Raw genomic sequence first — 24305 nt, 5'->3', positions numbered from 1 at the left:
ATATGGTAAAGCGTTTTTTTTATTTTCGTGTGTACTTGATTGCACTACTACTGTTGTTTTGTTTTGTGTCAGTAGGTGTTCGGCATTTGTATTTAGTGACTAGGCAGGCTGAATTTTTGGTTGAGCAAAGTTCTGAGCGAACAAAGCGTAATATGCAATTAAAAGCACAAAGAGGTGCTATTTTAGACCGAAATAGGATCCCACTATCGGTTAATTTGCCAGCATATCGACTTAAAATTTATCCAAAACAAGTCAAGGACCCTGCAGATGTAAAGAAGCTTAAGCAGGTCTTAGGTAAATCTCATTCAATAGAAAAACTACTTAATGCATCGCAAAATTTTGTGTATGTTCCAGGTACACTGACGCGAGCCCAGGTAAAACAGTTAACTCAATTACAAGGTGTAGAAATCGAAGAGGTATCTAATCGATATTATCCTTTTTCTCATTCAACGTCAGCAATAGTCGGTGTATTAGGACGAGAGTGGCAAGGCTTGCTTGGGCTAGAGTATCAATTCAATGACTGGTTAACAGGCACGGATGGTTCAATGCAGTATACGCAGAATCTATTACATCAGGTGCATACGGTACACGCGTATCATAAGCCCGTTGTAGGTGGTGATCTATTGTTAACATTGGATACACGATTACAACAGTTGGGTTATCAGATACTAGCAAATGCTGTAGACCATCATGATGCTAAATCAGCATCAGCAGTGATTCTAGAGGTTGAGACGGGTGATGTATTGGCCATGTTAAATTACCCGAGTTTTAATCCTAATATACGATTAAGTAAAGTAGATGAGCATACAAAGAATAAAAGTATTAGTAATTTGTTTGAGCCAGGATCAATTATCAAGCCTCTGGCTATGGCTAGTATATTATCTCATCAATATTATAAACCTAATTATATGATTGAGACGAGTGCTGAGGGACACCTAGTGGGGAGCCAGTATATTAAAGATCACAAGTATCTAGGGGTATTGAAATTTGAAGATGTATTGGTTAAGTCATCAAATATTGCAATGATTAAGCTAACTGAGCAATTGCCGGATGATTATTTGGTTAATACTTATCATAAAATGGGGTTGTTCACATCTAGTTATTTACCCTTGTATGGGGAAAATGTGGGTAAATATTTAAAAGTATCTGATGCGAATAAATTAACGATGTCTTATGGGTATGGTTTGGCAGTAAATTTAATGTCAATGGCTAGAGCATATAATATTATAGCTAACAAGGGGCTAGATGTTGGCTTACATTTATTATTGAAGGGGAATCGAGTCCGTCCTGAAGCAGTGCTCTCAGAGGATGTGACTCAATATATCACTCAGTTAATGACTCGTGTAACAAAGTATGGGGTGAGCAGTAGAAGTGCTGCTATAGAGGGTGTATCGGTAGCTGGAAAGTCAGGTACCACTCATACTTTGTCAGAATATGGTAAATATGAAGATGAGTATATTGCATCCTTTGCTGGTTTTGCCCCATCTAATAATCCGAAAATTGTGATTGCCGTTATGGTGGAGCGACCCCGTAAAAATGGTCATTATGGAGGGCAAGTTGCAGCACCAATATTTGCAAAGTTATTGCATCTTGCGTTAAGTTATTATGATTCCAAGGAGGGAACATATGTTAGAGGTGAGGGGGCATTATCAGGCACAACTGTCGGACTTGCTGATAAAGCTGGGCTTTGATTGTAGTGTAGATTCATCTGTTTCTGGAGTGCGCTCCAACATAGATAGACTCGAGGAAGGAGATATTTGGTTGAAGTATCAACCGTCTATGGAGGAGGTTGTACGAGCTCGGAAAAAGGGCGCAGTTGCTGTTCTTTGTTTTAGGAAGCCTAAGGGGTGTGAGGGCTTAAGTGATCTTTTTGAGTTACCTAATTGGCAACAATCAGTAGAAATGATCTTGGATGATTTCTATTCGGCACCTGCTGCGCAAATGCAGGTTATTGGAGTAACGGGTACTAATGGTAAAACATCAGTGGCCTACTTGTGTGCGTATGCGTTACAATTATTAAATAATAAGTCTGGGTATATAGGAACTTTAGGTTGGGGAACAGTCAATAAATTGGTTGCACAATCGTTGACTACGCCAGATATTGCAGAGTTTTATGAAAAAATATCTAAATTTAGAGATAGAGATATGCAGTATCTATCGTTTGAAGCATCCTCACATGCTTTAAGCCAAGGACGCGTTCCTTCAATGTTAGCTGATGTAGCGGTTTTCACTAATCTTACGCATGATCATTTAGATTATCATCGGGATATCAATCACTACCTCTCTGAAAAAATGAAGCTATTTGAGATGATATCAGTTAATACTGCAGTGATTAACGTAGATGATCCGAGTGGCGGTTATGTATCACATCATATTCAAAAGCCTATTTGGGCATGTAGTTTTGAAGCAGTTCCACGCTCTTATAAAAAGTGGAGTTATGGGCAGGTTCAGTATCTGGGGTATTCAGGTATGCTGATTCATATTGTGACACATCAGCATAAAGTTGCTATACGTACTTCGTTACTGGGGCTTTTCAATGCTTATAATTTGATGTTGTCGCATGCAGCATTGTGTGCAGTGGGTATGCCTTGTATTCAAGCAGCATCGGCTCTGGAGCGTATTTCGTTTGTTCCTGGACGATTAATGCCTGTTCATTACCAAAGCTTAAATGCTAAGGTTTTTATTGATTTTTCGCATACACCTGATGCATTGGAGCAGGTTTTATCTACATTAAAAGAGTTAGCAGAGGGCAAGATCTGGGTTGTGTTTGGGTGTGGAGGAGATCGAGACAAGAAAAAGAGACCTAAGATGGGTGCAATTGCTGAACGTTATGCAGATAGTGTGGTTTTAACTGAGGATAATTCACGTAGTGAGGCTACTCAGGATATTTTAAATGATATTTTATCTGGGTTTAAATGCCCGAGTTTAGTGATGCTCAACTCATGTCGTTATGCGGCTATAGAGCATGTTTTACTCAATGCAAAAGCTAATGATACGGTACTTATAGCAGGTATGGGTGATGAAAAGTTATATGTTCCAAGTTTAGGGAAATATATTTCAGATATAGAAGTGATTGAGTCGGTTATCCATGGGTGTTAGTGGGATGTTGACTCAGCTGGGACTGACTCAGTTAGAACAGTTAGATAATATTGTTATCGATAGCAGGATGGTGCGTCCTGGGAAAGTATTTGTTGCCATTCGTACAGGTCATAATTTTATCAATGACGCTCTTGAAAGGGGGGCTGATGTAGTTGTCTCAGAACGAAGCATGCCAACGAAGACCATTCATGTTCCGGATAGTATAGTATGGCTAGGGCAGGCGGCACGTTTGAAACGAACTTTGTTGTCAGCGAGGGTAATTGGCGTAACAGGTAGTGTTGGGAAAACAACGCTAACACAAACACTAGCACAGTTATTTGAAAAGTACGGGGAAACACATACGACTGTTGGGAACCAAAATAATGAAATTGGTGCAGCCTTAACGGTACTTTCAGCTCAGAGTTCATCCCAATTTATTATTGTGGAGATGGGTGTTGCAAAGCCATTTGATATGGATTATTTGGTTGATATAGTAAGACCTGATATTTCTGTGATTACGCGTATTGGACTGACACATTTAGATTTATTAGAATCTACGCTGGGTATTTGGCATGAAAAGTCTAAAATTATTCACGATGCTTCTAGTGTTTGTATAGCGCCTAAGCAAAATTTTATGCGCAGTGGCACATCTGGGCATATAAACGTATGGTTTGATTCAGAGCATGTCATTCTAGATTCAGGGCAAAGATTATCTTATTTATATGGTAAAGTTCCTGATGTTGCTTTTGGTGACTTAATTGCAGGCATTTATGGTGTCTTTCATTTGCTTGACCTTCCCTTTCCAGATGTCATACCTAAGCTATTACTTAAACAACGTTTAAGTGAACATTATATGGATAAGGGAGCGCTTTGGATTGATGATACCTATAATGCTAGTTATTTATCGTATCTGCGTGCCATTGGGATGTTGAGCCAACATGATGGGCAGCGTATTTTGGTGCTGGGAGAAATGGGTGGCTTGGGCTATCGCTCGGAGGCTATTCATTTATCACTACGCACTTATTTAGAGCGCTCTAGAATCGACCATATCATTTTTTATGGACCGTGTACGCAATCCTTGTTTTGGTCCTACTCAGGGTCTGCTCAGTGGCTCAATAAGGTATGTGATTTGGTTGCAGCACTTAAAAGGTATGATACGCAGGGTCACACTGTATTGGTAAAGGGATCTCGGCATTTACAGCTGGAGGATGTATTTATATGTGGATGATGATCTCAGGTTTTTCTTTTTTTTATATTATGATGGGTTATATGCGCAGATTCAGTCAGCCATTTAGAACTGATGGAGCAAAACACCAGCAAAAGATAGGAACGCCAACAATGGGTGGGGTGTTAATTATCCTTCCTGTGTTATTAAAGTGTATAAGCTTCATAACGCACCCAGTATGGTTTGTATTATGCAGCTTTGGGCTCCTTGGTTTGGCTGATGACTGGTTGAAAGTTAAGTATACTTCTAGTTCTGGTATTTCAGCAAAAATAAAGTTTATCTCGCAAATTGTTTTATCAATGTTGGCACTCGTTTTATGCGATCTTGATACACATCTGACATATAATAATATAAGTTATGACTTAGGTATTTTATATTATGTATTTGCTGTTTTTATTATTGTTGCAAGCTCTAATGCAATGAACTTAACAGATGGTATTGATGGGCTGGCTACTTCACAAATGATCATCATGTTGTTGTTTTTAGGGGTGTATGCACAGGCTATTGGTAATGAATCTATTGTACTATTTACACTTGCTTTGTTATCTATGGCTGCAGTATTTCTTTGTTTTAATTGGCATCCAGCCTCTATATTCATGGGTGATGTTGGCTCATTGTCGATTGGTGCTGTGATTGGTTTAATGGCGGTAATCTTAAAGTTGGAGATTTGGTATGCACTTGCATCAGTTGTTCTGATTGGTGAAGTTGTTTCAGTGATTATACAGGTTGGAGGCTTTAAGATAGGCTATGGTCGACTATTTAGAATGGCACCTTACCATCATCATCTTGAGCTAAAGGGGTGGTCAGAGCTAGAAATTGTTTTTTCTGGAATGTGTGTGACTACCGTTATGGGGTTAATTGCTGCATGGCTGCTATGGATTTAAGCACGAATGTTGTAATAGGACAGGGCGCAACAGCACAAGCAACAGCAACCTATTTATATTCAAAGGGGTATGAAGTATCTATATTATCAAATCAACCGAATCAACTACCTAATCATCTAAAAGCATTATATGTCAAGTATGCTACTTACCCATCAATTTACTGGATTAGCCCTGGGATTCGTCTAGATGATGATTTGATTAAATCTTTAAAACCTTCGGTTAATCAGATTCTAGATGTTGATTATTTTGTTAGACAGACGCAAGCTAAGGTTATTTTTGTTACTGGAACCAACGGTAAAAGCACGGTATGCCTGTATCTTAAATGTTTGCTGAATCAGGCGGGTTTTAGTGCAGAGATATATGGTAATTTTCAGCCAGGGCTTTTACAAGCTTTAGATACGGAGTATGATTGGGTTATTATAGAGCTATCAAGTTTTCAGTTGGCACGGTTATCCAATTGCCGGGTTGCCGGTGGAATAATCACAAATATTATTTCAGATCATATTGATTGGCATGGAAGTTTGGACGCCTATAAGCATATAAAAAAAAGGTTAATAGGGCTTTGTGAGATCTGTGTTGCTCCTGGTATTGCTAATGCGTTATGTTATCACGATAAGGTTAGACGTTTTATTGTAAACGGTTATCGTACTATTGAAGCTGAGAATATGGCTGCTGCTTCTATGTTGTTATCTGAGCTTGGTGTTGCATGTGATATACCTAGAAAACCACCATCTTTACCCTATCGTTTTGCTCAAGTCAGTTATCAGCCACTAATTATTAATGATTCCAAAGCAACTAACTTACATGCGACAGTTGCTGCTTTAACTGGTGTACTACACAAGTATACAAAAAAGGTCTTGTTGATTATGGCTGGCATGAGTAAGAATGATGTGTATACAGAACTTGAATCATTGCTCCAAAAGTATGAAGTGGATTTAGTGATTGTAGGTGATGGTCACGCTGCATTAGATGATTATACGCTTAATCGGGTAAATAGTTTAGATGACCTCTTATATTATTTTGAAATGTATTCAGTCATCTTGTTTTCACCTGGGGGTTCAAGTTATGATCAGTATAAGGATTATCTAGCAAGAGGAGCTGCATTTGACCGAGTTGTTAAAAAAATACTGGCAAGGACCTGACGCAACTGTATTACTCATTGTTTCATTATTACTGGTGTGGGGGCTGGTATGTATGACTTCTGCCTCATTTTTCATGGCACAGCATAAGCTTTCATCGGGATGGTTTTACTTTTATCGTCATTTAATGCACTTGATTTTAGCACTTGGAGTCGGTTTTGTTATTTATTTAGTACCGGTTATAAATTGGCAGAGGGTTGCACCACTTGCGTTAATTGGGGTGCTGGTAATGTTGGGGTTAGTATTGGTTCCAGGATTAGGTCGTTCAGTAAATGGTGCCTCTCGTTGGTTATCGATACTAGGTTTTAATATTCAGGTCTCTGAGTTAGCAAAAGTAGGTGTGATTTTATATTTGTCGAGTTATATCAGTAGGCGCCAGTATGAAATTCAAAATGAGATATCAGGGTTTTTGATTCCACTCGTATTGTGTGGTTTAGTCGGTGGGCTTGTATTGCTAGAGCCAGACTTTGGTGGGTTATTCATGATCTTGATGATTACGGCATGTATGTTATTTTTCTCTGGGGTTCCATGGCGTTATATTTTACTATTAACATTAGTGAGTACCTTGGTGTTAGCTATATTAGCTTTTGCGGCACCATATCGGGTTGCACGCTTAACCAGCTTTTTTGACCCATGGTCTAACCCATATGGTAGCAGTTATCAATTAACACAATCATTGATGGCTATTGGGCGAGGTGGATTTTGGGGGGTAGGTTTAGGCCAAGGGTTGCAAAAACAGTTATATTTACCTGAAGCGCATACCGATTTTATTTATGCAGTTATTGCTGAAGAGACGGGGTTATTTGGCTGCTATATCTTAATTGCGTGTTATATTATATTATTTGCTCGAATGTTTTATTGGGTCATACGTGCCTGTTATCAGGATAGAATTTTTTATGCATCATATATTTTTGGGCTAATGGTTTGGTGGGTTTGTGCCTCATCATTTAGTATGGCTGTTAATTTAGGTTTAGTTCCTACCAAAGGTATTGCATTGCCATTGATTGGCTACGGTGGATCCAATCTTTTAGTCAATGTATGTGCATTTGCTATTTTCTTGCGTATGACGCGTGATTTACAAAGGGATGTTATATGCAGTTATTAGTCGTTGCAGGCTCATCAGGGGGCCATATTATGCCTGCTAAAAGAGTTGCTCAGGCTTGGTTGGAGGAAGCGGGGTCTTGTGTATGGTTGGGTGCTGCTAATAGTTTAGAAGCCAGTGTGGCAAAACAATTAGGACTTCCGTTTGAAATACACCATCCTGTTAATCTTCGTGCTATTATGAAAGTAGGGATGTGGCGTACGACTGTTTCTTTGCTTCAATGGTTTCGAGAGATCTATTCGTTGCTTAAAAAAAACAAACCAGACGCATTATTTTTGACAGGTAGCTATGTGACTTTGATGCCGGGATTGGTTGCAAAAATATTAGGCATTCCTGTGTATGTGCATGAACAAAATGTTGTAATGGGGTATGCAAATAAATGTTTGACCTATTTGTGTCGGCGGTTATTTTTAGGCTTGCCAATGTCTGCAGGTATGGCGTATGTAGGCAACCCGGTGAAGATTGTTGGCAATCATGAGGTCAAACATGAAGTCCAAAATTTACTTATTATCGGTGGGTCTCAAGGATGTCGGTATTTTGATGAGACGTTGCCTGATTTATTATCATCTTGTTCGGATCTTGTTGTCATACATATTGCCGGGGGTCGTCAGGCTGAGGTTCAAGCACGTTATGATGCATTAGGTATTAATGCTCAGGTTATTTCATTTACAGATAAAATTGATGATTTATATCGATGGAGTAGTATGGTGATTGCGCGCGGAGGTGCTATGACATTAGCAGAGCTAGCGGCTTATGCATTACCGGCGATAATTGTCCCGTTACCAACGGCTTCAAAGAACCATCAATATTTGAATGCACTGTTTTATCATCAGCATAAAGCAATTGATGTGTTACAGCAAGATTGTGCATCCAGTAAAAGTAAGATTCATAGTTTTATATCAGATATTAAAAGGCGCACTGGCTTTTCACATCAGATCAAAAAATTACATAAGGAAAGCAGTGCTCATAGCATGGTGGATACGATCGTAGGGGACTTGAATGCTGATAGAGCGTAATAAACCTATTAAACGTTTGAATAGCTGGCGGCTGGGTGGCTGTGTCTCTTATTACTCATTACCCAAAAATAAAGCAGACTTAATGATGTTGCTTGAATCAGGGTCAAATACCAAACATGGTTTAGTTTTTTTGGGTTTAGGTAGCAATGTGTTTTTTCCAGATGGGGTATTAGATGCTCATATTGTGAATATGAAGCATATCAATCAACTTACGCTGCAACATGATATTATGTGTGTTGATTCAGGTGTAACATTAGCAAGAATTGCTAAAGCGGGTGTACGACTAGGAATGAAGCAAGCTGCATTTTTAGCAGGGATCCCAGGGACTTTAGGTGGTGCTTTAAAAATGAATGCAGGAGCGAATGGCGCATCTATTTGGGACTATGTAATTAGTGTAGAAGTTTATACTGATTCAGGATTGAAAACACTTTATCCAGAAGATTTTGATGTTGGTTATCGCTCTGTACACTGCAGAGGCTGTTCCGTACATTGTTTTTTATCAGCACGTTTAAAATTTACAGTTGATGTAGTCAGTGATGCGATGGGATATATGAAGATGTTATTAAGCAATAGAAATTTAGTGCAACCTATCGGGACTTTTAATTGTGGGTGTGTATTTAGAAACATTCCAGGAAAAAGCATTGGGAAGTTATTTGATGAACTAGGGCTTAAGGGGTTGGAAATAGGGGGTGCTAGAATTTCTCCAGTACATGCTAATTTTATTGAAAATATAGCTAAAGGTGCTACTGCGGAGGACGTTTGGGCTTTAATACATTGCATGCAGGATGCATTGTATGCTGCGCACCAAATTAAACCAGAGTTAGAGGTTGTTGTGTATGACTGACAGGGGTCTTCTCAAAATTGTATTGATATGTGGGGGGCCATCTTTTGAGCGAGGGGTTTCAATTAACTCTGCACGTAGTATTTTAGATCATTTGCAATTGTTTGATGTACAAATAAGTAGTCTATATGTGGATACAAATAAGCGTTTTTATCGGTTAGATTTGCATCATTTGTACTCAAATACACCAGAAGATTTTGATTACTTACTCAGTCTAGATGATGGTTTGTCTGTGGCGGAGTTACAAACAGAACTCAAGACTTGTGATCTTGTTTACCCTTTAATACATGGGATCTATGGTGAGGATGGTGAGCTCCAATCATTATTAGAAGCTTATAATATCCCGTTTATAGGTAGCTCCTCAGGTTCTTGTGCACGGATGTTTTGTAAGTGGTCAGCTACACAGTATTTAAAACAACTTGCATTTGAAACTTGGCCCTGTACCTTGCTAGATTTAAAAAACCCGTCGGAACAAATTACTCAATTTTTATCTAAATATGGGAAAGTAATTTTAAAGCCTACCTTAGGTGGGTCATCCTTAGGTGTTCATGTGGCAACATGTGAGCATAGTGCACATACGGCTATTCACTCAATTACTAAAAAATATGGGCACTCGATATTGTTAGAAGCTTACTGCAAGGGTTCAGAGTTTACGGTGATTGTCATGGATCATAGTAAAGGCCCTGTAGCCTTATTGCCAACAGAAGTTGAGTTGAAGTCCTCTGAGTTGTTTGATTATAGGCATAAATATCTTCCTAGTGAGCAAACTCATTTGCATTGTCCGCCGCGTTACCCCGCCCAGACAGTTAACACGATACAAGAAGAGGCAGAACAGTTATTCAAAGCATTTGATATGCGAGATTATGCACGCTTAGATGGCTGGGTTGTTGAAGGTAAAATATACTGGACTGACATTAACCCAATCAGTGGAATGGAGCAAAATAGTTTTTTCTTCATACAGGCAAGCAGGCTTGGCTTGTCTCATTCAGAGGCATTAGCGTATGTAATGAACCATGCTTTGAGTCGTTATAGTTTGCCAAGTCTCATGCTCAAATCTTGTCCTGAGAAGATAAAGGTTCCGGTATTAATGGGAGGGCGTACAGTTGAGAGGCAAGTCTCTTTAATGAGTGGAGCAAATGTTGTTTTCAAATTACACGCTTCTTGTCAATATGAAGCAGTACCTTATTTTTTGGATGAACAGGATAAGGTCTGGCCATTAAATGCAATACATTTAGTGAGCCACACAACACAAGAAATTAACCACTTATTTGCTAAGCAGCATCAAATTAGAATAGGCATAGCTACTTCTATCTTAACACTGCGCCGAAGGTTAGGTTTAAGAGATATAGAGTTAACAGAAATTGTTCCTATTACACAGCCGATATCATTGAATGATTTTTGTAGAAAAATACGCAGAAGTGATAACGCATTGGTGTTTATTGCATTACATGGTGGTATGGGTGAAAATGGATATCTTCAGAATTTATTGAATCATTACGCAATTAAGCATAATGGATCTGGTCCTCAGGCTTCTCAATTAGCAATGGACAAATATGCATTTGGTCTAGCAGTTAATCGGTTTCAAATTCCAAAGTTATCGGCCTTGCCTAAACTAAAAGTAGAAACAAGAGCCCGTCCCGCTTCTTATTGGAGCTATATTACAAGTATATTAAGTGCCACAGAAATTATTTTGAAACCTCAGTCAGAGGGTTGCTCTTTTGATATTTATATGTGTAGTTCAGAGCGTGAATTTGATTCAGTTTTAGAAGAAAAACCAAATCAAATATTCATTGCTGAACGCTACATTCAAGTAGACTCCTTGTATGCGATTGACAAGCAGATAGTACATGAGGTTTTCGAGGGTTGGTTCGAATTAACAGTGGTTGTATGGGAATCTAGTGGTGAATATGAAGTAATGCCACCGAGTATTACAATTGCTAAAAATAAAATTTTAAGTGAGGAGGAAAAATTTCAAGGTGGTACAGGTATAAATTTAACGCCACCACCTCCGCACTTAATTAGCCTGAACCAACGCAAAATGATACAAGATAGCGTTAAAATTTTAGCTCAAAAGTGTAGGTTTAAAGACTATTGTCGTATTGATCTTTTTTTTAATCATTTAACCAATGATATGGTGATAATAGAGGCAAATACATTGCCTGCACTTACAGCATCAACCGTTTTATACCATCAAATGCTTGGAGGAAAGATCAAACGTAATCCAAGAGAAATGCTAGAAGCGTGTATTAATAAACAGATAAGTGCTGAATTTGTTGGGGATTAAAATCATTTAGGGCAAATCTTAGAATGTGTTTACATGGAATATTACAGCTAGACGTAGTTAGAAGTTCGCTGATAGGGCTAGACTAAATCTTTAAAACAGATTACTATAAATAAAGTCAATGGAGGGATTTATGGATCATAAAATCAATACATTAGGGTTTGCATTGGCGTTAGCTGGTACATGGGGTATGACGGTTGTAATTGTCGGGCTGTTAGGTCACTTCACTGGGTATGGCGTAAGCTTCATGGAGTCTGTGGATGCTCTTTACCCAGGGTCTGGTACGGGTCCTAAAGGGATTTTGATTGCCTTAATCTTCGCTATAATTCATGGTGCTATTTCAGGCTGGTTAATTGCAAAAATTCATAATACAGTAAGTGATTGATAGCCATCTTTTCAGAACACTTAAGAAACCTAGGCCTTCTAAGGTTAATTGTTTTATAGACTCCATCTGATAAATTTTCCTTTTTGTTTGAATAAAGATAAGAACATAATTTTGTGATGAGTACGGTATGTAAATAAGCAAGTATGCTCTATATACTTCGTTAAATTTTAGACGTATTTAAGTGTATATAGACATTCAACAGCTTTCAAAGCAAGATTATGTGCTGTTATCTCAGCTGATTAAGTGTATTGGTAAGGCTGATATCAATGTGCAGGAGTATCATTTATTTAAGCAATTTTGGCTTAAACGACTTTATTATAAATCAATACTAGATAACAGTACTTGGTTGTACCTGTGTAATTATAGATACTCTGTTATTGAGTGCCAGTGGGCTCAAGTGATTAAAGGAAATAGGGGGGTGGATTACTTACTGAATGAGTTGAAGGTCTTGGGTCTGAGTGTAGACTTATCAGACTTTTTAATTCAAGGGCAATGGGTATGGTGGCGTTTACATCCTAAATCTTCACGATATAAGGTCATTCGATGGTGGCAATCTATTCTTTTTGGTTCTCATTTATACATATTGATCGCGAAGAATAAAACTTTCTTTCTGTATCAGTTAGTAGCTGGGTGCTTTAAGCGTGTATCAGCAAGCGAAGTAATGTCTGTTTTGAGTGTCATACAGAAATATGAGCAGTTACTTATAAAGTTTTATCATGAGCTATATCAAAGAAGTTGCTGGTGGCATTGGGGGCTGCGGATGCTTATAAAACAGATGTTGCTTGCTGTTAATAAACAAATGGATGGTGTAAAGGATTTTGTGCGAAAACAATTTAAAGCGCAAGCAAGTATTGGAAAGATTATTTTGATGAACCCTAAAAATACGGGTGTATTGGACTGGATGGCAGTATCAGATTGGAGATCTTGGTTACAAATACATAACGACCCTATTTTTAAAGCACGGTACGAATTATATAATTCTGGGAAAAGTATGGCTTCTTGCCTTTCTTTATCAGAGATACAAAGAATTTCTGGAGAAATGTTGTTAGATTATTCATTGGCAAACTTTTTATTTTCTTGTTGTGCTAAAGAACAGTTTGAAAAAGAGGTAACAAACGCTAATTTGTTGCCGATTAGTGACTTATTTATTTTACATGCGCAAAATTATTATCAAATAAAACTAGCTGGTCATTATTGTTTCAGGGCTTACTGTGATCAAAATAAATTGGACAAAAAAGTAGCATGGTACGTGTTTTCAAAAGAGAGTATTACACATGCATTGTGTTATTATAGCGATCTATCGTCATGGAGTAGTATTGCTATAATTCACCAAGCTTCGTATAGTTTATTTTTATGTATTCAACATAATTATCATTACCAATTTGTTCAGAAGGTCCAACATGCGTGGTCTACGCTGATGCATTTGGTCTATCCAGCAAAAGATTTTTCTAGATTCAATATTTCATACAATGCTTATCAAAGCTCTGGGTTGTTGCATGAGGAGTTTACTCCTTTTTTAGTAGATGTTTTTATGTCCGTACATGCAAATACAAGGGATAGTATTCAGGTTGAACAGATTTTATCTAAAGAGGAAAAGAGTTCAGATTTTTGGCTAAGTGCAGCTAAAAGGCTGAATTTATCATTAACACAGGGGGCGTATGATTAAAGAACTAAGGGTATATATTTTAGAGGTATTAGAGGCTTATGAAAAAGTGTGCGATAAAAAAATACATAGTACACGCACGGGGCAACTTTCTGCATTGAGAAGGTATTGTAACCCGGACTCACCTAAGGACCCTAGTTCAATAAGAACCTATGTTCATTTATTAATTAGTGAAATAAACTCTGAGATAAATACTCGATTTCAGATTTTTAGAAAGAAAAAATCGAGCAAGTTGGTAGACGCTTTGGAGGAAGCATTGGTTGCTTACGATAGACAAAAAACAGATGGTTTTTCCTTTGAAGCACCACAATCTATATCATCTATGCCAATGAGTATGTTGCCTAACCCAGTAATGAATTTAATGCCAAGGAGCCCACTGATGATCAATAATCAATAGATTATTTTAGGTGATCAATTGTTTCATCCACCTATTATTAGGGGCATAGGTGCTTAACTGTACTATCTAAACTTTTTTCTGACAACAATATCTTAGAGTGCTTAGCCTGGGTAATAGGGATATTGGGTAGTTATACACCCTTGGAAATATTTTGATCTGTTGCTGGTACGTTTTTTTTGGAGTGGGTGAACCAGGAGTAGTCAGATCAGATGTATGCAGATTTTCAGCTCTTACTTTAGGATTACTGGTATTACGTTCTATAGTTTTTATCTTTTTTACCCCAAAGAATAATCTTCGAAAAAATGATAAAATAGCTTGAATAATTCTTTTTAAAAAACTGACTTTTGGAGTGTCACTTTCCTTACTACTGGCTGCACCATCCACCTTATTTACTTTAAGGTCTGCACGATTGGCACTTAACACTGTTCTGGACGGATCTTCATCATGATCTCTTTTTTTGACTGCACGGGCTGCCTCTACTTTATGAGCTATACCGCAATCCGTTTGAACTTCTGCCTCCATCAATGAAAAACAATCTTCTAACAGCTCTCTTTTATCATAATCTGTAGCTGTTTTTGGAATAGGTGCCTGATATATATTTTCTTTGCTATGTAGGCTAGTGCCATCATAGTATAAAATATCTTGCGCTCCTTCTGTGTATGTTACATAGCAAAATTTTTGTTGCCGGCATATTAGTTCACGCGCTTTTTGCACAACTTGCTTCAAATCTTCATGTATTCCTTCATCCCCCTTAGACAGTAGGGACAAAAAGAAATAACCAGGTGTTACTGTTTTTGCATGCGTATCTCTAAAAGTATCTAATGTTGCTGCATCACCGAGTAATATTGTACGAATATCAGTGACATTATTTTTACTAAGAGGATTCATGGGGTCACATTCATGGATGGCCTTAGCCCAATCTTCTGCAGCCTCTTTAGGCCAGCCTAAATGAGTTGTTAGATATTCTCCCGCAACCACTTTACCTCGTTCTGCAAAAAACTTGCCACTATCTGTATCAATTGTTCTACCCGCAATACGAAGTAGCGCAATAACTTGTAATAGTATGATATTGTTTTCTTTGTCTTTCAAAAATTCATCTAGTGAAGCCTGGATATTGCCAGGTAATTTTGAACGATTTTTTTCAGCAATGTCTAGAAAGATTCTAATAAATGCTGCTGCTCTACATGAGCTCGTAAATCCATGAATCCGTCGGTAAGGCCTATCACGTGTTAAGTCACGTCCTGTTTGTTCTGTATAAGGCTTAGAATGGATATCTTTATAGATTTTATGGGCTACACTATTAATATCTATCCTGCTACTATATTTTAACATAAACTTTTCTCTTGAATTATTTTAATTTATAGCTAATAAGTTTACGTTGTCAGACTTTATATTGTCAAGATGTGTGGGACAGTTATCTGTCTTTAGAACAGATTATACTCCTTATTTACCGAAAGATTTAATCGCAATATGTATCTATATGCATTTATTAATCACAAAATTAATAATTAATTTAAGACCTTTGGTAAAGGCAGTTGATCAAGAAGGTAGGTGTCTAGCTTAGGAATAAATTTGATGCCTAGAATCTCTTTGGTAATTGAAAATCTAATGACGGGGCAGGCTTATTAAGTTCTAGATGCCTATTGGTTATAAATTATTCTGACATTGCTATGAGTCTCTTTATAACTGCACTAACTAAGGAGATATATATGAGCATAGAGCAAGTAAAGCAAGTAATTGAGACAGTACATAATGTAAAGGAGGTCTCTGATGCAACATTGAGTATGAAGGCGCTTAGTGTTGCAAATAGTTTAGATAACTCAGCAAAAGCCTTCTATGCTGGAATTTTAGCATTGTTTTTATCGGTCGTATTAAAATCTTTTTTAGGTCTTCAGCTTGAAGAAATGCTGGGTGCAGTATTATTGGGATATGCTTCAGGTAAATATATATTACATAAAGTATTACCTAGATTTATAAAATCAGTAAAAACAGACGACGGTAAAAGTATTGCGAGCTCAAGTGAGTTTGAAAAAGCAGTAGATGCTGAAAATGAGCTTCAGAATAAAGGAGAGCAACTTGCTTCAAAAATAAGTAATACATCAAAATCTATACTTACACTTACATCTATAATATATTTTTTAAGCCACAGTGCTGGGCCACTATTCACCAAGCTTGGACCTATATTTCAAGCAATTGCCGTATTTCTACCAGGTTTACAGTTTGCAGCAATTGCTATCTTTGCTTTAACAACAGTCTATATTGTTGTAAAACGCATTCAAGAATATCGTGCCGATCAACGCAGTAAATCTGAAGAATCAGAGAAAGCTACGTTAAATTTAGAGTCATCAAATATCAACAGAAAAGAAGTTACTGTCTCTAAAAACACTTTAGTGGGTATTGTGGGTCTCACGCTCATGAACGCAGCACTTATTACGCTGCAAGTTTCATTTGAGGTTCTGGGGGCTAAGGTAGTAATGCCAACCGCTAGTATTATTCTATTTGGGTTCATTGCTGCTTATACATTATTTTATGCATTACCTAAAGGAATGTATACTATAAGATTAAATATGCAAAAAATTGATGTTAAAGACGTTAAAGTCAATGATGGTGTTGAAAATGACTTATCTTTAGATCCAGAGCATAAAGAAAAATCCAGTCTTGTGGAAAAGCTGAATGTAACAGCACATACAGCAAATAAAGCAATTGGTATAGCAACCCTGGGTATGGTTATACATCACTTTGTTCATATGGTCTCAACATTGGCATTTATAGAAACGCTAGCTTTAGTTGCAACGAGTTATATTGCAGCCTTATCGGTTTTATTAATTGCAGTCCCTAGGATTGTGAACAGACGTAATTTAAGTGTATTTAAGAAAAGCATAATGTTTCAAAATGTAAAGAAAGTGGCTGATACAGGATTAATTAATGAGCAAGTCAAAACACAGAGTCTAAAGAGTGTGCTTTCTTTAACTGAGTTATGTATGCATGCTAAACAACTTGTAACCCATAGGCCTGATATTGTAATCGCAGCATTACTTATAAGTTTAAGAGGTAAGCAAGATAAAGATGGGAATGACCTTGCTAAGTCACTTGAAAAAACCGTAATCAAGCACGGGTTTAGAGATCTAGAGATTACAGTGAATAAATTAGATAAAGCTACATTACAGAGTATTTATAATATTTCACAAGATGAAAGTGTAAGAACCTCGAAGCTGGTAGGGCCGTATGTTCAAAAATATACCGCGACTATTGATCTTAAAATAACACAGTCTTTACGTAGAACCAAGCAAGTTACTAAAGAAGGTACTCCTCCTGTCTTGGAACATAATAAGGGAGGCCCTTCCATATGATCTCTGTAAAGTGTTTTTCAGTTTGGTTTTATAGGATTAAAAGGGGCTTAATGCCCCTTTTTATTTTGACTTGTGTATCTGATGTATTAAAAATATCTCAATAGGTATTTAATAATGACTGCATTGTGCTACCCTTAATAGGATTTAATAGATTGAGAAGAGTATGAGTGATCAAGTTAGAGTGCGCTTTGCACCATCACCAACGGGTTCGTTACACTTAGGCGGTGTTAGAACTGCGTTGTATAATTATCTGTTAGCTAGACATCACCAGGGAAGTTTTGTCATAAGAGTTGAAGATACTGATCTATCCCGTAATATTGATGATGCAGCCAGTCGTCAGTTAAATGATTTAAAATGGTTGGGATTAACATGGGATGAAGGTCCTGATATAGGTGGAGATTATGAGCCTTATCAGCAAAGCAAGCGTTTGGACTTATATCAGTCTTATGTAGCAACTTTATTGGAGCAAGGGAAGGCCTTTTATTGCTTTTTGTCAGATTCAGAGCTAAAAGATCTACACTCTCATGAAAATAGACAGCTTAAAAGCCCTCATCGTGACTTAACGAAAGAAGAAGTTGATCAGCGTTTAAAAGCAGGTGCGCCTTATGTTATACGCTTCAGAAATGATGCTGCGGATAAGGTTTATACATTCAAGGATTTAGTTCATGGAGAAACACGATTGCCAGCTAATATGGTAGGAGATTTTGTACTCGTACGATCCAATGGGCACCCAGTCTACAACTTTTGTTGTGCGATTGATGATCATTTAATGAAAATAACTCATGTGTTACGTGGTGAGGAGCATTTATCTAATACACTTAGACAGCTTATGGTTTATGAATCATTGGATTGGAAAACACCTAGCTTTGGTCATCTATCCATGATTTTAGGGCCTAATAAGAAGAAACTGTCTAAGCGGGATGACTCAGCAGCACTAGAGGATTTTGTAAAGAGCGGATTCTTACCACAAGCATTGCTTAATTATGTTGCGCTATTAGGGTGGAGTAGTGCTGATGCTACTGAATACCTGCCAGTTGAGCAGTTGATAGCCTCTTTTGGTTTGGATCGTGTGCATAAGTCTCCTGCTATGTTTGATCGTGAAAAACTAAGGTGGATTAATCATCAACATTTGGTTCGAATGAGCGCTGAACACATGCATGCTGCATTGGTCAATCAAGTTGACGCTAAGTATGGTAAAGTAGATGCTAAATGGATGGACTTATTTTGGACTTCACTTAGCCAGCAGTTTTATACATTAGTTGAAGTTGCAGAAACGATTGACTTGTTTTCACAAGGAATGAAAATGCCTGTGTTGAGCTTAGAGGATTCTGAAAAAAATGTGGTAGAAAGCTTTAAACAAGGCATTGATCAGGTAGATGCTATCTATATAGATCCAGAAATAATAGCAGGGATACTTAGTAAGATTTCAGAAGAACAAGGCGTTAAGGGACGCAAGTTATTCGCTCCTATCCGTCAGGCATTGCTGGGTGTTAGTTCAGGGATGGAGATTAAGGTGCTAGGAAGTTTACTAACAAAAGAAGAGATACTTAATCGTATCAGTCAGATTCTTTAGTGGCTACGAGTAATTGTTGAGGGATTTCCAACCATAACATACCAATAAGTCCTATAATAAAGAAGATGAGTATGGTTGACATTCCACTGCGCTGTGATCCAGTGATTAAGGTTATTTCTGTTAGAAATAAGGGGCCTAAAAACGAAGTAATACGTCCGGATAGTGCATAGAGCCCAAAAAACTCTCCGCGTGATTCGTCTGGGCAGATTTTGGCCATGAGGGAGCGACTAGATGCCTGTAGAGGGCCTATAAAGAATGTTGCAAGTAATGCAAGGACCCAAAATGCTTCAAGTGTATCTACGGATAAGATTGCAGCAGTAATAATGGTTATAAAGGTCAGTCCAATAGTAATAGAGCGTTGTTCACCGATTATACTATCAAGCCATCCACATAATATTGCACCAATGCCACAAACTAGATTGCAAGCAATCCCAAAGATCATAATGCCATACATATCCATGTCAAATGTGTTAGCTGCATAAATTCCTGCGAAAGCAAATAGTGTGTTGATTCCATCAGTGTAGATCATACGAATAATGAGATAATAAAAGATAAAGGATGTTTTTTTTGCTTTATGGATTGAATCTATAAATTTACGGTATGCACTTTTTAATATAGTGAGTAGTGGCGGATGTTCATTTTTGTTAATGACTGATTTATTGGGGAATTTATCTTCGCTTTGGAGCATGAGTGGGATTGCAAACACTAAATACCAGAGGCCGACTAGTGGCCCAATAATCCGAATATGAGACTGATGGTTCGCTTCACTAAATCCAAAGGCTGGTATGTCTGGTTTGATGAATAGGATAAATGCAATGGCCAAACAAAATATACCTGCGATGTAGCCCAGTCCCCAGGCAAGCCCTGAAATTTTTGAGATCTCGTCGCTATCACAAATTTGGGTGAGCTGACCATTATAAAAGGCACTTGATACTTCAAAAGCAACGACACCCAAAATAACAAATGTTAGAGAGTAATAAATATATGAAGGATCTGGGTATGCAAACCATAGCGCAAAAGCGCAAATAATATTAATAATCGTAAAGAGTCTCAGCCAAAACATTGAGTTGCCTAGGGTGTCAGATATCACGCCCAGAAATGGGGTGATTAATCCAATGAGTAGGCCTGAAAGTGTCATGGCGTGCCCCCAAAGAATACTCCCAGTGAAGGAGTCTGCTGCAATTTCTTTGGTAAAGTAATTAGGAAATACAAATGTAATAATAACAACAGGCCAAACACTATGAGCCCAGTCAAAAAGACACCAAGCTCTTTTTAATGGGTTGCTGATGAGCTGAGTGATACTACTCATAATGATACAAAGAAGGTACGCTGATTTCTCTCAATCTCCATTATTTGAGGGCTTTCATTTGCATGGTGTGCACTGACATCTTCGAGCTTAGTGAGTTTTTTGTTGTTAATTGATACCACTTTGTCTCCTATAGTAAGCCCATTGAGTGCTGCAGGGGATTGTGGAGCGATGTCATTAATGTAAACCCCTCTATGTGTGGCTCCTCCAAGTTGTGCGTGAGCTTGCTCCGTCATGCTAAACCCATAGGGGCCATGTGTGCTAGGAGGACTGTAGTTGCCAGGGTGCCCAGTTTTTAAACGAAGTGATGATGGCTGGTCGTCGCGTATATAATTTATATCTAGAGTTGCATTACTTCCAAGAGCAGTAACTAAACTAGATAAGTGGTGAGGAGATTGAACAGGTATGTGATTAATTTGGGTGATAATATCAGTTGGCTTAAGTTTTGCTTTGGCTGCTGGTGAACCAGGAAGGACTTCGCTAACTAATACACCGTGAGCGATATGGTTCTTAGCGAATGCTGATTCTAGTTCTGGAGTTAATTTTTGAGAAGCAATGCCTAGCCATCCAGGTGTTGCAGATCCGTTTTTCAGGAGCTGATTTACAACAGGTTGTACAACATCTACAGGTATGGCTAATGCAATTCCAATGTTGAAGCTTGTTTGTAGTTTGGGACCATAAATACCAGTGACTATCCCAATGAGTTCACCCTGTTTGTTCAATAACGGTCCGCCAGAGTTTCCGGGGTTGACCGCGCAGTCAACTTGTGTAAAACTTTGCACCCTTGAGCCGAGTGATATATTTCTATCAACTTTGCTAACAACACCTTGGGTATAGGTCTGATCAAATCCAAATGCATTACCAACAGCTGCTACTTGGTCCCCAACAGATATATTTTGTGTTTTAGCAAACTGGATAGGGCGTAAAGGTTCTCTTGAAGCAGGATCAATTTTAACAATTGCAATATCAAAGTCTGGGGCGGAGGCAACAACTTGTGCATAAGCTCTATGCCCACCGTTGGTTTGTACAACAACGTTGTTAGCATGGCTAATAACATGATTATTGGTAATGATATAGCCATCATCAGAGAGAACAACACCTGTCCCAAATGCTTGAGCAGGTGAACCGTAGGCATTCATTTGGGGGTATTCAACATATATGCTAACCACGGAGTCAGAGGCAGTACTAGCTATGTTAGAATCTGATTGAGCGAGGGTAATCGTAAAAGCGAATACGACCGCTGTTAAGATGTGTTTCATTTACTAAACTCCATTTAATCATTTTTTCAGCATAACCGATTTGATATTTCTTTACAAGATTACTTAATTTTGGGTAAAGTAGATTCGGGTGTTAAATGAAATAAAGGAGAAAACGTGAAAAAAATAATTACACTGTTGTTGGCAACCAATTTATCAGCAGCTCAGGTATTATTGCAGGCCAGTTATGGGACACAGTTGTCACCATCCATTATTAGGATGGCTGGGTACTATGTTCAGTTTGATCAGCAAATGACATCACCCTATGATGTAGGGTTAGGCTATATGTTTAATTTTAAGAATATGTTTGTTTTACCGGTTATGTTAGAAGGTAAGCCACTCTCCTTAGAATCTTGGATTAATTCTGAAAATGGAGATGAGTCTGTTATGGATCCATTTGAAATCTTGCTACGACCAGGGATTCGATTGGATGATCATGAGGTTTATGGGTTAGTAGGGTTTCAGTTGCGAGGGTTTAAGCAAACAATTTCTGAAAAAGATCATAATTTTTCGCTACAAGTTAGACCTAATTTTTATGGCGCAGGTTATAGCCGCTCATTAAGTGAGTATTTTGATTACATAACTGAGTTTAAGTTTTACTATCAATCAGCTAAGGCTTACGCAATGGGTGAAGAGACGCTGTCAATTGATGATGGCTTAAAGGTCACTGATGCTTCTTGCCGTGTTGGGCTTCGTCTTCGGATCTAACTGCAGCTAATAGTTGCTCAAGGTCTTGCGGGGTAGGGCATTTGACATCAATACTGTTTTTTGTAATAGGGTGTTCGAATGCCAGTCGAGTTGCATGTAATGCTTGTCTAGAAAAAGAGCGGATAATTTTCTCAAATTCTGGCGTTATAACTCCTTTTTTAAATTTTAATTGAGGTTTATACTTTTGGTCTCCAACAATAGCATGTTTAATATGACTCATGTGTACTCTGATTTGATGCGTTCGCCCGGTCTCTAGGGCTACATTAAGTAGCGTGAAGTGGAGGAATCGCTCTGCTATTGTAAAGTGTGTGATGGCTTGACGGCCGTATGGGTGTACTGCGAATTTTTGCCGATTATGGCTATGGCGTGCAAGGGGTTCATCTATTGTTCCGGGTTGGAGTACTCGACCCGTTACCAGCGCTAAATATTGGCGTTTAATTTTTCTTTTCTGCATCATGGCTGTTAGCTTGGTATGTGCCTCAAGAGTTTTGGCGACGATCATAAGCCCTGTGGTGTCTTTATCTAGTCTATGTACCATCCCTGCTTGAGGTAAATCAGAATTATTAGGGTAGTCATGTAAGAGTGCATTAAGTAAGGTGCCAGCATTTTGTCCTGCGCCAGGGTGAACGGTTAATCCTGCCGGTTTATTAATTACGACAAGGTGTTCATCTTCGTAGGCCTTTTCTAACGTCCTGGCTTCCGGAAGGTCAGTGCATTGTACTTGTGGTTCAAATTGGTATTCAATCAGGTCGTTCGTATTTACAATATGCTTGGGTGTAGTAATAATAGTTTGATTCACTGATACTGACCCATTTTTTATGTAAGCCTGTATTGCAGATCGGGATAGTTCCTCGCAATGTCTTTTTATTGCAATATCTAAACGTTCTTTGTCGGAGTCTTGTTCAAAAGTATGTCTAATCATATTGGATTGTGATTTAAGTAATTTTATCATATGTTTAATATGGGTTTTGTCAAGTGTCTATCTCAATCTAGCAATTCACAGTGTTTGTTAAAAAAATATATTGGATAGCTTGTTGGAGTTTGTTATCATGCTCACAATAGATATATTGATTAACAAAAGAGGATTTTTATATGAAAAAAACATGGTGTTTGGTTTTTTGTTGTATGCTAGCCGGTTGTGCAGATAAAAAAAGCTATCAGGATATGGATGCAGGAGCTATGTATCAAGCGTATACAAGTGCTGCAAATTCAGAAAAGTACCAAGATGCTTTAGATATAGGGCAAAGTTTTGTTGCGCAGTATCCTACTGATATTCACGTTGAGGAGCTTAGGGTAGGTGTTTTAGCTGCTTATGTTGAGTTAGGGAGTTATAGTTTAGCGTCGGAATATGCAGACCGCCTGTTAAATAATGGGTTGGTTGCTGCTCATTATCATTCAGAGGTTTCTTATCTCAAAATTTCTGCTGGTTACTTATGGTCACAACATTGGATGGCTAGGAAGTTCAATCTGAAGGAACGTTACTGCAATATGCAAAAGTTAGATGAAATCTTCCAGGAGGCTCGTGCGTTTTCTGTAAACTACCCTCAAAGCCCAAAGGTTGCTTCAGTATTAGAAATTGCGAGTGAGCTTGAGAATGTATTGGCTCAGCATGATTTGAAGATTGCTGCTCTTAATGCTAAGTCAGGTCGACCTGAGGCTGTTGGAAGACGTTTGGCAAAGCTAGCAATTGAGTTTCCAAATGCAGATGTTTCTAATAGCATAGATCAGCTAGTTTCTGGGCAGTAAGATTAGCCACTGATAGTGAATTTGATCCAGAATCATTATTTTAACTTGTTGAATGGCTTGGTTGAGTGGTAGAAAATCTACCCCTTTGTTGTGTGCCCAAAATAAATCAAAATCATTACAAGTAGGAATTCTGTTGTCGGTTCTTGTAATAATTTGAGCGCAGGGTTTACTTTTAGGATGCTCTGACCACTGTTTAATCTCAGTTATATTAATTGCAAGGATCTCCCAGGTTTTCGTGACTACTATGCTTGTTTTGTGCTGTGTTCGATTGACCTGTATGCTTTGATCGTCTAGATTAAAGACAGGTGCTTTTACGAGATGGTTTTCTTGGAGTTTCATATTGAGCATGGGTGTT

General features: G+C 38.1%; 21 protein-coding genes. 16 read left to right on the top strand and 5 right to left on the bottom strand.

Features of this window, described 5'->3' with window-relative positions; translation table 11 throughout:
- The first annotated feature begins 2 nt into the window (after positions 1-2).
- The 12 genes from MMH89_RS03300 (at position 3) to MMH89_RS03245 (ending at position 14011) form a co-directional block, all read left to right on the top strand.
- Entirely contained in the window at positions 3-1691 is a 1689-nt protein-coding gene (locus MMH89_RS03300; protein WP_258568029.1) for a peptidoglycan D,D-transpeptidase FtsI family protein, read from the top strand.
- Complete coding sequence (locus MMH89_RS03295; RefSeq protein ID WP_258568028.1) at positions 1627-3099, top strand: UDP-N-acetylmuramoyl-L-alanyl-D-glutamate--2,6-diaminopimelate ligase; 1473 nt, start codon at positions 1627-1629, stop codon at positions 3097-3099. Before MMH89_RS03300 ends, MMH89_RS03295 begins: the two co-directional genes overlap by 65 nt.
- Positions 3074-4306, top strand: a complete 1233-nt coding sequence (locus MMH89_RS03290) for a Mur ligase family protein (RefSeq protein WP_258568027.1) — start codon at positions 3074-3076, stop codon at positions 4304-4306. Before MMH89_RS03295 ends, MMH89_RS03290 begins: the two co-directional genes overlap by 26 nt.
- On the top strand, positions 4297-5187 hold the full coding sequence (gene mraY, locus MMH89_RS03285; protein WP_258568026.1) for a phospho-N-acetylmuramoyl-pentapeptide-transferase: 891 nt from the start codon (positions 4297-4299) through the stop codon (positions 5185-5187). Before MMH89_RS03290 ends, mraY begins: the two co-directional genes overlap by 10 nt.
- A complete protein-coding gene (locus MMH89_RS03280; RefSeq protein ID WP_258568025.1) occupies positions 5169-6329 on the top strand; it encodes a Mur ligase family protein in 1161 nt (386 codons plus the stop codon). The genes mraY and MMH89_RS03280 overlap by 19 nt, the downstream gene beginning before the upstream one ends.
- Positions 6292-7431 (top strand): putative lipid II flippase FtsW, encoded by a 1140-nt coding sequence (ftsW, locus tag MMH89_RS03275; protein ID WP_258568024.1) that lies wholly within the window; start codon positions 6292-6294, stop codon positions 7429-7431. The genes MMH89_RS03280 and ftsW overlap by 38 nt, the downstream gene beginning before the upstream one ends.
- Complete coding sequence (locus MMH89_RS03270) at positions 7419-8444, top strand: UDP-N-acetylglucosamine--N-acetylmuramyl-(pentapeptide) pyrophosphoryl-undecaprenol N-acetylglucosamine transferase (protein ID WP_258568023.1); 1026 nt, start codon at positions 7419-7421, stop codon at positions 8442-8444. Before ftsW ends, MMH89_RS03270 begins: the two co-directional genes overlap by 13 nt.
- Complete coding sequence (locus MMH89_RS03265; RefSeq protein WP_258568022.1) at positions 8428-9288, top strand: UDP-N-acetylmuramate dehydrogenase; 861 nt, start codon at positions 8428-8430, stop codon at positions 9286-9288. The genes MMH89_RS03270 and MMH89_RS03265 overlap by 17 nt, the downstream gene beginning before the upstream one ends.
- A complete protein-coding gene (locus MMH89_RS03260) occupies positions 9281-11569 on the top strand; it encodes a D-alanine--D-alanine ligase family protein (RefSeq protein ID WP_258568021.1) in 2289 nt (762 codons plus the stop codon). Before MMH89_RS03265 ends, MMH89_RS03260 begins: the two co-directional genes overlap by 8 nt.
- Before the next feature lie 130 nt (positions 11570-11699).
- Entirely contained in the window at positions 11700-11951 is a 252-nt protein-coding gene (locus MMH89_RS03255; protein ID WP_258568020.1) for a hypothetical protein, read from the top strand.
- Between the two features lie 181 nt (positions 11952-12132).
- Positions 12133-13617, top strand: coding sequence for a hypothetical protein (locus MMH89_RS03250; protein ID WP_258568019.1), 1485 nt, complete (start codon positions 12133-12135; stop codon positions 13615-13617).
- A complete protein-coding gene (locus tag MMH89_RS03245; RefSeq protein ID WP_258568018.1) occupies positions 13610-14011 on the top strand; it encodes a hypothetical protein in 402 nt (133 codons plus the stop codon). Before MMH89_RS03250 ends, MMH89_RS03245 begins: the two co-directional genes overlap by 8 nt.
- Before the next feature lie 66 nt (positions 14012-14077).
- Here MMH89_RS03245 and MMH89_RS03240 read toward each other — a convergent pair whose 3' ends face one another.
- Complete coding sequence (locus MMH89_RS03240) at positions 14078-15343, bottom strand: hypothetical protein (RefSeq protein ID WP_258568017.1); 1266 nt, start codon at positions 15341-15343, stop codon at positions 14078-14080.
- Between the two features lie 377 nt (positions 15344-15720).
- Here MMH89_RS03240 and MMH89_RS03235 point away from each other — a divergent pair, with 377 nt between their 5' ends.
- Both MMH89_RS03235 and gltX read left to right on the top strand, forming a co-directional pair.
- Positions 15721-17361: a hypothetical protein gene (locus tag MMH89_RS03235; RefSeq protein ID WP_258568016.1), complete on the top strand. Its 1641-nt coding sequence runs from the start codon at positions 15721-15723 to the stop codon at positions 17359-17361.
- Positions 17362-17524: 163 nt separating this feature from the next.
- A complete protein-coding gene (gene gltX / locus MMH89_RS03230; RefSeq protein ID WP_258568015.1) occupies positions 17525-18934 on the top strand; it encodes a glutamate--tRNA ligase in 1410 nt (469 codons plus the stop codon).
- On the opposite strand, the gene MMH89_RS03225 is transcribed toward gltX, so the two are convergent.
- On the bottom strand, positions 18918-20243 hold the full coding sequence (locus MMH89_RS03225) for an MFS transporter (RefSeq protein ID WP_258568014.1): 1326 nt from the start codon (positions 20241-20243) through the stop codon (positions 18918-18920). The genes gltX and MMH89_RS03225 overlap by 17 nt on opposite strands.
- Positions 20240-21499 carry a trypsin-like peptidase domain-containing protein gene (locus tag MMH89_RS03220; protein ID WP_258568013.1) on the bottom strand — a complete coding sequence of 420 codons (1260 nt, stop codon included), beginning with the start codon at positions 21497-21499 and terminating at the stop codon, positions 20240-20242. Before MMH89_RS03220 ends, MMH89_RS03225 begins: the two co-directional genes overlap by 4 nt.
- 114 nt (positions 21500-21613) lie before the next feature.
- On the opposite strand from MMH89_RS03220, the gene MMH89_RS03215 reads away from it, so the two are divergent.
- Positions 21614-22204: a hypothetical protein gene (locus MMH89_RS03215; protein ID WP_258568012.1), complete on the top strand. Its 591-nt coding sequence runs from the start codon at positions 21614-21616 to the stop codon at positions 22202-22204.
- Here the strand turns inward: MMH89_RS03215 and MMH89_RS03210 are convergent.
- Positions 22161-23156, bottom strand: coding sequence for an RluA family pseudouridine synthase (locus MMH89_RS03210; RefSeq protein ID WP_258568011.1), 996 nt, complete (start codon positions 23154-23156; stop codon positions 22161-22163). The genes MMH89_RS03215 and MMH89_RS03210 overlap by 44 nt on opposite strands.
- Before the next feature lie 140 nt (positions 23157-23296).
- Between MMH89_RS03210 and bamD the strand changes: the two genes are divergently transcribed.
- A complete protein-coding gene (gene bamD / locus MMH89_RS03205) occupies positions 23297-23950 on the top strand; it encodes an outer membrane protein assembly factor BamD (RefSeq protein WP_258568010.1) in 654 nt (217 codons plus the stop codon).
- Here the strand turns inward: bamD and MMH89_RS03200 are convergent.
- Positions 23933-24289, bottom strand: a complete 357-nt coding sequence (locus MMH89_RS03200) for a hypothetical protein (RefSeq protein ID WP_258568009.1) — start codon at positions 24287-24289, stop codon at positions 23933-23935. The genes bamD and MMH89_RS03200 overlap by 18 nt on opposite strands.
- Between the last annotated feature and the right edge of the window lie 16 nt (positions 24290-24305).

It is taken from the genome of Candidatus Comchoanobacter bicostacola (assembly GCF_024172705.1).
Taxonomy (GTDB): Bacteria; Pseudomonadota; Gammaproteobacteria; order Comchoanobacterales; family Comchoanobacteraceae; genus Comchoanobacter; species Comchoanobacter bicostacola.
The sequence above is the reverse complement of the archived record's forward strand: the minus strand, read 5'-3'. Positions and strand labels throughout refer to the sequence as shown.